Source organism: Streptosporangium minutum (genome assembly GCF_002149035.1).
In the GTDB taxonomy this organism is placed as follows: Bacteria; Actinomycetota; Actinomycetes; order Streptosporangiales; family Streptosporangiaceae; genus Streptosporangium; species Streptosporangium minutum.
In genome coordinates this window covers 1-2,955 of sequence record NZ_NGFP01000449.1, presented here as the reverse complement: position 1 = coordinate 2,955, position 2,955 = coordinate 1, and the positions used below count along the sequence as shown (strand labels likewise).

5 protein-coding genes are annotated in these 2,955 nt (G+C 69.5%); 4 read left to right on the top strand and 1 reads right to left on the bottom strand.

The window, feature by feature from the left end:
- On the bottom strand, positions 1–253 hold a 253-nt coding region (locus tag CA984_RS43405), incomplete at its 3' end, for a twin-arginine translocation signal domain-containing protein (protein ID WP_133061974.1).
- A gap of 190 nt (positions 254–443) precedes the next feature.
- On the opposite strand from CA984_RS43405, the gene rimP reads away from it, so the two are divergent.
- The 4 genes from rimP to CA984_RS43385 form a co-directional block, all read left to right on the top strand.
- Positions 444–944: a ribosome maturation factor RimP gene (rimP, locus tag CA984_RS43400; RefSeq protein ID WP_086579092.1), complete on the top strand. Its 501-nt coding sequence runs from the start codon at positions 444–446 to the stop codon at positions 942–944.
- A 24-nt stretch (positions 945–968) separates the two neighbouring features.
- Positions 969–1,964: a transcription termination factor NusA gene (nusA, locus tag CA984_RS43395; protein WP_197048560.1), complete on the top strand. Its 996-nt coding sequence runs from the start codon at positions 969–971 to the stop codon at positions 1,962–1,964.
- The gene (locus CA984_RS43390; protein ID WP_341351769.1) at positions 1,930–2,247 is read left to right on the top strand and encodes a YlxR family protein; all 318 of its coding nucleotides are present in this window, start codon (positions 1,930–1,932) and stop codon (positions 2,245–2,247) included. The genes nusA and CA984_RS43390 overlap by 35 nt, the downstream gene beginning before the upstream one ends.
- Positions 2,248–2,389: 142 nt before the next feature.
- A partial coding sequence (locus CA984_RS43385) for a translation initiation factor IF-2 N-terminal domain-containing protein (protein WP_207621270.1) occupies positions 2,390–2,955 on the top strand: 566 nt, incomplete at its 3' end.

The window sequence follows — 2,955 nt, the reverse complement described above, 5'->3', positions numbered from 1 at the left end:
GCCTTCTGCGGAGCTCGGCGAGGTGGGCCTCGTGCCGCTTCCCGAAGGGCGCCAGCTTGGCGGAGGCGGCCGACGCGTAGAGCGCGACGGTCTGCTCCTTGCCCGCGATCAGCTGCCTGAGCAGCACGGTCTCCGGATCGGGAGGCTCGGCCCGGAGAGGCTCGGGCTCCTCGGCGGCGCATCCCGCCACCGCCACGGCCGCCACCCCGAGAGCACCGCCCCGCAACAGGGCGCGCCGGGACAGGGAACGCACGGACGACCTCCGGTTATGGGTGGGCTGCTGACGCCTCTAGCATCGTACGGGCTTGGAATCGCACTCACCGCGCTTCTCGGACGGGCTCGCCGTGCCGAGTGGCGCTCTTTCTACGCCCTGGTGTGGATAGGCTGGTGAACCACATGGGCGAGGTCCGCCCGGCTTGAGATCGTGACAATAGGAGGTCGGCATGGGCAGCGCCACATCCCGCGACCGCCTGATAAAGCTTCTGGAACCTGTCGTCGGAGCCGAAGGGCTCGACTTGGAGGACGTCACGGTCACACCGGCGGGCAAGCGGCGGTTGCTGCGCGTCGTCGTCGACCGTGACGGTGGCGTGAGCCTGGACGACGTCGCCGAGGTCAGCCTCGCCGTCTCCGCCACGCTCGACGCCGACGACGCGATGGGTGCCACCCCGTATGTGCTGGAGGTCTCCTCTCCGGGAGTCGACCGCCCGCTCACCGAGCCGCGCCACTGGCGCCGTGCGGTGAAGCGGCTGGTCAAGGCCGACCTTCGGGACGGCACCTCCGTGGAGGGCCGGATCGTCGCCGCTGACGAGACCGGTGTGGAACTGGACATCGCGGGCACACCACGCCGCATTGATTTTGAGGACCTGACCCGAGGCCGGGTGCAGGTGGAATTCCGCCGGTTGGACGACGCCGAAGACGACGGCGAAGACGGCGACGAAGGCTAAGGGGGGAGCCTCGTGGACATCGACATGAGCGTCCTGCGCAGCCTGGAGCGGGAGAAGGACATCTCCTTCGACCTGGTCGTCAAGGCGATCGAGGACGCGCTACTGATCGCATACTTCCGGAGCGAGGGCGCCGCCGCCAAGGCGCGGGCCGAGCTCGACCGGCAGTCCGGGCACGTGACCATCTTCGCCGCGGAGATCGACGACGAGAGCGGGGAGGTGCTCAGGGAGTTCGACGACACCCCGGGCAACTTCAGCCGCATCGCCGCGACGACCGCCAAGCAGGTCATCCTGCAGCAGCTCAGGGACGCCGAGGACGAGATCAACTTCGGTGAGTTCGCCAGCCGTGAGGGCGAGCTCGTGGCCGGTGTGATCCAGCAGGGCAAGGACCCGAGGGTCGTCCTGGTGGACCTCGGCAAGATCGAGGCCGTGCTCCCGCACAACGAGCAGGTGCCCGGCGAGGAATACGTCCACGGCGAGCGCATCCGCTGCTACGTGGTCCAGGTCAAGAAGGGCCACAAGGGCCCCTCTGTGACCCTGTCGCGCACCCACCCGGGCCTGGTGAAGAAGCTCTTCGCCCTGGAGGTGCCGGAGATCGCCGACGGGACGGTCGAGATCGCCGCCATCGCGCGCGAGGCCGGCCACCGCACCAAGATCGCAGTGCGGTCGCGGCGTCCCGGCGTGAACGCCAAGGGCGCCTGCATCGGCCCGATGGGGTCGCGGGTGCGCAACGTGATGGCCGAGCTGCACGGTGAGAAGATCGACATCATCGACTGGTCGGAGGATCCCGCGGAATTCGTGGGGAATGCCCTCTCTCCCTCCCGTGTTTCCCATGTCGAGGTGATCGACGCCGAGGGTCGTGCCGCGCGGGTGACCGTGCCGGACTACCAGCTCTCCCTTGCGATCGGCAAGGAGGGGCAGAACGCCCGGCTGGCCAATCGCCTCACCGGATGGCGCATCGACATCCGTCCGGACACACAAGCGGGGGATGCGGCCGGTTCCGCAGATGCGTCCACACGGTAAGCTGGAATATGGTGGCCAGGACACCCCACTGAGAACATGTGTGGGGTGCCGGGTTCGCACGGTCTCCTCCGAGCTGCTCCGCCTGGTGGTGGTCGAGGGCGTTATCGTCCCTGACCTGCGACGACGGCTCCCAGGGCGTGGTGCTTCACTGCATCCCTCCCTGAGCTGTCTCGATCTCGCCGAGCGTCGCCGAGCGTTTCCGCGCGCGTTTCGTGTCGCGGGCCCGCTTGACTCGTCGCGAGTGCGAGGGCACCTGGAAGAGGTTCACGAAAGGATCGGGTGAAATGGTTGCCAACTGTCATGTAGGACGCCGAGTTGATGGGCTGGTCAGATAGCTATGAGCGCCTGATGAGCATGCGGCGATGAGTACGTCTACGTAACGACGGTCCGGCGGCACTGCCTCCCGGGCCGAGTAAGGGAGTGCAGTGGCGAAGGTCCGGGTATACGAGCTCGCCAAGGAGTTCGGTGTGGAGAGCAAGGTCGTCATGGCCAAGCTCCAGGAGATGGGCGAGTTCGTGCGTTCGGCGTCCTCGACTATCGAAGCACCGGTAGTCCGCAGGCTCACGGAAGCTTTGGGCGGTCCCTCCAGGGGATCGTCCGACAGGGGCGGCAACAGGACGCCCAGGCCGCCGCAGGCGGCCCCCCGGCCGGCTGACAGCCAGGCCGGAAACGGCGCCCCCGCGGCGCCGTCCTCTATCCCCAAGCCAGGACCGGCCCCCAGGCCGGGTCCGAGGCCTGGGCCCGCAGCGGCACGTCCCGCGGCCCCCGCGCCGCAGGCCCCGCCGCCCGCGGCGCCCCAGCCTCAGCAGGCTCCGCAGCAGCCCCAGCAGCCGCAGCAGCAGCAGCCCTCACCGGTTCAGCCGCCGCGCTTCGAGGCTCCCCGCTCCGACGCGGGACGCCCCGCGGGTCCCGGCCCCAAGCCGGGTCCCCGCCCGGCTCCGCGTCCGGGTCCGGCGGCCCGTCCCGAGGCCGCGCGTCCGGAGGGCCGTCC

Excerpts from the sequence above, each read along its gene's own strand:
- rimP (WP_086579092.1), top strand. The coding sequence starts at position 444 with ATGGGCAGCGCCACATCCCGCGACCGCCTGATAAAGCTTCTGGAACCT.
- nusA (WP_197048560.1), top strand. The coding sequence starts at position 969 with ATGAGCGTCCTGCGCAGCCTGGAGCGGGAGAAGGACATCTCCTTCGAC.
- CA984_RS43390 (WP_341351769.1), top strand. The coding sequence starts at position 1,930 with ATGCGGCCGGTTCCGCAGATGCGTCCACACGGTAAGCTGGAATATGGT.